The organism is Pseudomonas sp. HMWF021, from assembly GCF_003061005.1.
GTDB lineage: Bacteria > Pseudomonadota > Gammaproteobacteria > Pseudomonadales > Pseudomonadaceae > Aquipseudomonas.
In genome coordinates, this window is sequence record NZ_QAIK01000095.1 from 45,535 (window position 1) to 52,177 (window position 6,643).

The 6,643-nt window shown below is 61.9% G+C and carries 5 protein-coding genes; 3 read left to right on the forward strand and 2 right to left on the reverse strand.

Annotated features, from left to right (window positions below; translation table 11 throughout):
• Positions 1 to 1,131, forward strand: a 1,131-nt coding sequence (locus tag DBR18_RS29140; protein WP_256588689.1) for an RND family transporter, incomplete at its 5' end; no start/stop codon positions are given.
• 183 nt (positions 1,132 to 1,314) lie between these two features.
• Here the strand turns inward: DBR18_RS29140 and DBR18_RS12750 are convergent.
• Complete coding sequence (locus DBR18_RS12750) at positions 1,315 to 2,034, reverse strand: FadR/GntR family transcriptional regulator (protein WP_045122493.1); 720 nt, start codon at positions 2,032 to 2,034, stop codon at positions 1,315 to 1,317.
• A 156-nt stretch (positions 2,035 to 2,190) separates the two neighbouring features.
• Positions 2,191 to 3,927, reverse strand: coding sequence for an IlvD/Edd family dehydratase (locus tag DBR18_RS12755; protein WP_108590571.1), 1,737 nt, complete (start codon positions 3,925 to 3,927; stop codon positions 2,191 to 2,193).
• 194 nt (positions 3,928 to 4,121) lie between these two features.
• Here DBR18_RS12755 and DBR18_RS12760 point away from each other — a divergent pair, with 194 nt between their 5' ends.
• Positions 4,122 to 5,444: an MFS transporter gene (locus DBR18_RS12760; RefSeq protein ID WP_108590572.1), complete on the forward strand. Its 1,323-nt coding sequence runs from the start codon at positions 4,122 to 4,124 to the stop codon at positions 5,442 to 5,444.
• 155 nt (positions 5,445 to 5,599) lie between these two features.
• Complete coding sequence (gene araD1, locus DBR18_RS12765; RefSeq protein WP_108590573.1) at positions 5,600 to 6,592, forward strand: AraD1 family protein; 993 nt, start codon at positions 5,600 to 5,602, stop codon at positions 6,590 to 6,592.
• The last annotated feature ends 51 nt before the right edge of the window (positions 6,593 to 6,643 follow it).

The following is a 6,643-nucleotide window of genomic DNA, read 5'->3' on the forward strand; positions in this document are numbered from 1 at the left end:
TCGAACTTCGCCAGCCCGAAAGTCGCACCGGTTTCCATCGCCCTGGCGCTGATCGCCTTCGGCGGCGGCCTCTGGTACAGCCAGAACCTGAAAATCGGCGACCTCGACCAGGGCGCGCCGGAACTGCGTCCGGACTCGCGCTACAACAAGGACAACAACTTCATCATCAACAACTATTCCACCAGCTCCGACGTGCTGGTGGTTATGGTCAAGACCGCCACCGAAGGCTGCTCGCGCTACGAAGCGATGGCGCCGATCGACGAGCTGATGTGGAAGATGCAGAACACCGAGGGCGTGCAGTCGGCGATCTCGCTGGTGACCGTGTCCAAGCAGATGATCAAGGGCATGAACGAGGGCAACCTGAAATGGGAAACCCTGTCGCGCAACCCGGACGTGCTGAACAACTCGATCGCCCGCGCCGACGGCCTGTACAACAACAGCTGTTCGCTGGCGCCGGTGCTGATCTTCCTCAATGACCACAAGGCCGAAACCCTCGACCGTGCGGTGCATGCGGTGCAGGAATTCGCCAAGGCCAACAACAAGGACGGCCTGGAATTCATCCTCGCCGCCGGTAACGCCGGGATCGAGGCGGCCACCAACGAAGTGATCAAACAGGCCGAGCTGACCATCCTGATCCTCGTGTACATCTGCGTCGCGGTGATGTGCATGATCACCTTCCGCTCATGGGCGGCAACCCTGTGCATCGTCCTGCCGCTGGTGCTGACCTCGGTGCTCGGCAACGCACTGATGGCGTTCATGGGCATCGGCGTCAAGGTCGCGACCCTGCCGGTGGTGGCGCTGGGCGTGGGGATTGGCGTGGACTACGGCATCTACATCTACAGCCGACTGGAAAGTTTCCTGCGCGCGGGTCTGCCGTTGCAGGAAGCCTATTACCAGACCCTGAAATCCACCGGTAAAGCGGTGCTGTTCACCGGTCTGTGCCTGGCCATCGGCGTGTGCACCTGGATCTTCTCGGCGATCAAGTTCCAGGCCGACATGGGCCTGATGCTGACCTTCATGTTGCTGTGGAACATGTTCGGTGCGCTGTGGCTGCTGCCGGCGCTGGCGAAGTTCCTGATCAAACCGGAGAAGCTGGCGGGGCAGAAGGGTAATTCGCTGTTTGCTCACTGATCCGTCTGTCTGAAACGACAAAGCCGCAACTCGAGAGTTGCGGCTTTTTTTATCCAGTGAACATCACACCATTCAAAATGTGGGAGCGGGCTTGCTCGCGAAAGCGGTGTGCCAGTCATAACATGCTTTGCTGACACTCCGCATTCGCGAGCAAGCCCGCTCCCACAGGGGATTTTGGGTGTGTCAGGTGAGTTCTGTGCCAAGCACGACACTGAGAGCACTGCGCGCATCATCCAGCTGCACCAGCGTCGCGTGGCGGGCACCCAGCGCATCACGGTTTTCGATTGCCGTGAGAATCGCCTTGTGCCTCGGCAACGCCAGTTCATGCAGGTTCGGCCGCTGGTTGGAATGCTTCAACGCCTCGGCAATCGCCACCGAGAGCATGTTGCACAGGTTCGCCAGCAGATCGTTGTGGGTCGCGTCAGCGATGCGGCTGTGGAAGTCCAGATCCGGTTGCAGCAAGGCCTCCGGCGTCGGTGCCGCTTCCATGCGCTGGTAGGCCTCGCCGATGGCGGCGATGTCGGCCTCGGTCGCGTGCTGGGCGGCGAGGGCGGCAGCGGCCGGTTCGATGATGCTGCGCACGCTGGTCAGCACATTGAAGAATTCATTCTGCGGGCTGCTTTGCATCAGCCAGTGCAGCACGTCAGGGTCGAGCATGTGCCACTCGCGGCGCGCCTTGACCACCGTGCCAACGCGCGGTTTGGAATACACCAGCCCCTTGGCCACCAGCACCCGCGTGGCCTCGCGCAACACCGGCCGGCTCACCGCGTACTCCTCGCACAACAGCGCTTCGGCGGGCAGTTTGTCATCGGGCAAAAAGCGTCCGGAGACGATCTGCATGCCCAGTTCCTGGACAATGCGCGAGTGCATGCTTTTGCGGTCGGAAGGTTTGCGGTAATCCATGGGGAACGGCGCGATCCTGAGCGATGGAGATGCCGCGCATCATAGCAGGCACGGACGATGGGCGATCCAGCCCTTGAAAAGATCGCAGCCTGCGGCAGCTCCTACAGGGAAATGCATTCCAAGGTAGGAGCTGCCGCAGGCTGCGATCTTTTGATCTTAGTGAGAATGACGCGGCACTTCGGCCCCTCGGCAACCGACGAGGAAGTCAAAGTCACACCCCTGATCTGCCTGCAGCACATGGTCGATGTACAACTGACGATAACCACCCACCAACAATTGCTGCGGTGGCTGCAGATCGGCCATGCGCGCCGCCAGTTCGGTATCCGGAATATCCAGATGCAAACGCCCGCTGGCGCAATCGAGTTCGATCCAGTCGCCTTCCTGCACCGCCGCCAAAGGCCCGCCGGCCGCCGCTTCCGGGGCAACGTGTAAAACCACCGTGCCGTACGCGGTGCCGCTCATGCGCGCATCGGAAATGCGCACCATGTCGGTCACGCCCTGGGCCAGCAGCTTGGCCGGCAAACCCATGTTGCCGACCTCAGCCATGCCCGGGTAACCCTTTGGCCCGCAGTTCTTCATCACCAGAATCGAGTCTTTATCGACATCCAGTTCCGGATCATTGATTCGCGCCTTGTACATGTCGAAGTTCTCGAACACCACCGCGCGACCGCGATGCTGCATCAGCTCCGGCGTGGCGGCTGACGGCTTGAGCACCGCACCGAGCGGCGCCAGGTTGCCGCGCAGCACGCAGATACCGCCGTCAGCGCGGATCGGATTGTCGAGGGTGCGGATCACTTCGTCCTCGCCATAGATCGGCGCATCCTTGGTGTTCTCGCCCAGCGATTTACCGTTGACGGTCAGGGCATTCGGATTGGGGATCAGATTGGCCTCACCGAGACGCCGCAGTACTGCCGGCAAGCCACCGGCGTAGTAAAACTCTTCCATCAGAAAACGCCCGGACGGTTGCAGGTCGACGATGGTCGGCATGCCACGCCCGATGCGGGTCCAGTCGTCCAGATCCAGCTCGACGCCGATGCGCCCGGCGATGGCTTTCAGGTGAATCACCGCGTTGGTCGAACCGCCGATGGCGGCGTTTACACGGATAGCGTTTTCAAACGCTTCCTTGGTCAGAATCTTCGACAGGCGCAAGTCTTCGCGCACCATCTCCACCGCGCGCATGCCGGACATGTGCGCCAACACATAACGCCGTGCATCCACCGCCGGAATCGCCGCGTTGTGCGGCAGGGACGTGCCGAGCGCTTCGGCCATGCAGGCCATGGTCGACGCGGTGCCCATGGTGTTGCAGGTGCCCGCCGAGCGCGACATGCCGCCCTCGGCTGCAAGGAAATCGTCGATGGTGATGGTGCCGGCCTTGACCTGCTCGCTGAGCTGCCAGACCACGGTGCCGGAACCGATGTCCTTGCCCTTGTGCTTGCCGTTGAGCATCGGCCCGCCGGTGACGACGATCGCCGGCACATCGCAACTGGCCGCGCCCATCAGCAGCGCCGGGGTGGTTTTGTCGCAGCCGGTCAGCAGCACCACGCCGTCAATCGGGTTGCCGCGAATCGCTTCCTCGACGTCCATGCTTGCCAGGTTGCGGGTGAGCATGGCGGTGGGGCGCAAGTTTGACTCGCCATTGGAGAACACCGGGAATTCCACCGGAAAGCCACCGGCCTCGATCACCCCGCGTTTGACGTGCTCCGCGATCTGGCGGAAATGCGCGTTGCACGGGGTCAGTTCCGACCAGGTGTTGCAGATGCCGATGATCGGCTTGCCATGAAACTGGTGGTCGGCGATGCCCTGATTCTTCATCCAGCTGCGGTACATGAAGCCGTTCTTGTCGGCGGTGCCAAACCATTGGGCCGAGCGCAGGGTGGGTTTCTTCTCAGACATGATCGATTCTCTTATTGTAAGACTATTGTTTGCGAGTCACGGCTAAACATAAGCGCAAAATCGTCGCTTTGGAAGTGTTGTTGGGTAATTAGTATTACTATATAGTCGTTTTCGACGGAGGGATTGGCCCTGGCGGTTTTCCGCGAGAGGCGTCCCCCGAGGTTCTATAAAAACAACAATCGGAGACCGATCCCATGAGCCAGGAACTGCGGCTTGTTCGCCGCATCACGCTGAAACTGATCCCCTTCCTGATCCTGCTGTACCTGATCGCCTATGTGGATCGCTCCGCCGTCGGCTTCGCCAAGCTGCACATGGGCGCCGACATCGGTATCGGTGACGCGGCCTACGGTCTCGGTGCCGGGCTGTTTTTCATCGGCTACTTTCTTCTCGAAATCCCCAGCAACCTGATGCTCGAGCGCTTCGGTGCGCGGCGCTGGTTCGCGCGGATCATGATCACCTGGGGCGCAATCACCATCGGCATGGCGTTCGTCCAGGGCCCGCACAGTTTCTACGTGATGCGCTTTCTGCTCGGCGCGGCGGAGGCGGGGTTCTTCCCCGGCGTTCTGTACTACATCACCCAATGGTTCCCGGTGCGCCATCGCGGCAAGATCCTCGGCCTGTTCATCCTCTCCCAACCGATCGCGATGATGATCACCGGCCCGGTGTCCGGCGGCTTGCTGGGCATGGACGGCATCCTCGGTCTGCACGGCTGGCAGTGGCTGTTCATCGTCATCGGGACCCCGGCGATCCTGCTGACCTGGCCGGTCCTGCGCTGGCTGCCCGATGGCCCGCAAAACGTGAAGTGGATGGATCAGGCCGAGAAAGACTGGCTGACCGGCGAACTGAAAAAGGATCTTCAGGAATACGGCCAGACCCGTCACGGCAACCCGCTGCATGCACTCAGGGACAAACGCGTGTTGCTGCTGGCGCTGTTCTACCTGCCGGTGACCCTGAGCATTTATGGCCTCGGCCTGTGGCTGCCGACGCTGATCAAACAGTTCGGCGGCAGCGATCTGGTGACCGGTTTCGTCTCGGCGGTGCCGTACATCTTTGGCATCGTCGGCCTGCTGATCGTGCCGCGCAGTTCCGACCGCATGAATGACCGCTACGGCCACCTGGCGGTGCTCTATGTATTGGGCGCGCTGGGCCTGTTCTTCAGCGCGTGGCTGACCCTGCCGGTGGCGCAACTGGCGGCGCTGTGCCTGGTGGCGTTCGCGCTGTTTTCCTGCACCGCGGTGTTCTGGACCTTGCCGGGGCGGTTCTTCGCTGGGGCGAGTGCGGCGGCTGGGATTGCGCTGATCAACTCGGTGGGCAACCTCGGCGGGTATATCGGGCCGTTCGTGATTGGTGCGTTGAAGGAATACACCGGGAATCTTGGCTCCGGCCTGTACTTCCTCTCGGGGGTGATGGTGTTCGGTTTGATCCTGACGGGCATCGTCTACCGCGTGCTGGAACGCAAGCACGTGCTGCCGGTCGAGCAGTTTGCCGCCAGTGCACGGGGCGCCACCCGTACCTGATATCAACCGAACCATCACCGCAAACCCTGTGGGAGCTGGCTTGCCAGCGATGACGGCGGTACATCCAACATAGCGGTATCAGACAGATTGCCATCGCTGGCAAGCCAGCTCCCACAGGGTTTTGCAGTTCGAAGTTTTGTTTACAGGAGAAATTTATGCATCTGGTTCAATTCGAATTGATCAACGGCGAGCGCCGCGTCGGCGTGGTCGACAACGGCCTGATCCGCGAAGTGCAGGACGCCCGCAGCGTACGCGATCTCGCGCTGGCCGCCATCGAAGCCCGCAGCACTCTGGAGCAGCAAGTACAAACCCACGGCCTCGGCATCAGTCATGACTATGCGCAGTTGCTCAAAGACCGGCGCATCCTGCCGCCGCTCGATCACCCGGACCCGGCGCACCTGCTGGTCAGCGGTACCGGCCTGACGCACCTGGGCAGCGCCTCGGCGCGGGACAAGATGCACCAGCAGGCCGGCGACGAAGCGCAAATGACCGACACCATGCGCATCTTCAAATGGGGCGTCGAGGGCGGCAAACCGGCGGCAGGGCAGGCGGGTGTGCAGCCGGAATGGTTCTACAAGGGCGACGGCAGCATCGTCGTGCGTCCGGGCGAGGCCTTTCCGCTGCCGCCGTTCGCCGAGGATGCCGGCGAGGAACCGGAGATGGCCGGGCTCTACGTCATCGGCCACGCCGGCAAACCGTATCGCCTCGGTTTCGCGGTGGGCAACGAGTTCTCCGACCACGTCATGGAACGCAAGAACTACCTGTACCTGGCCCACTCGAAACTGCGCAGTTGCAGTTACGGCCCGGAACTGCGCACCGGCGAATTACCGCAGCATCTGGCTGGCACCAGCCGCATCCTGCGTGACGGCGAAGTGCTGTGGCAGAACGAATTCCTCAGCGGCGAAGCCAACATGTGCCACAGCCTCGCCAACCTTGAATACCACCATTTCAAATACCGCCAGTTCCTGCGTCCCGGCGACGTGCACATCCACTTTTTCGGCACCGCGACCCTGTCGTTCGCCGATGGCATCCGCACCCAACCGGGTGACCGGTTTGAAATCAGCCAGGCCGAATTCGGCGCCCCGCTGGTCAACGGCATCGCCCCGGCAGCAGCGGCTTTTCAACCGGACAGCATCGGCACCCTTTAAGGAGCTCCCATGACTCAGATTCTCGGCCACAACTACGTCGGCGGACAGCGC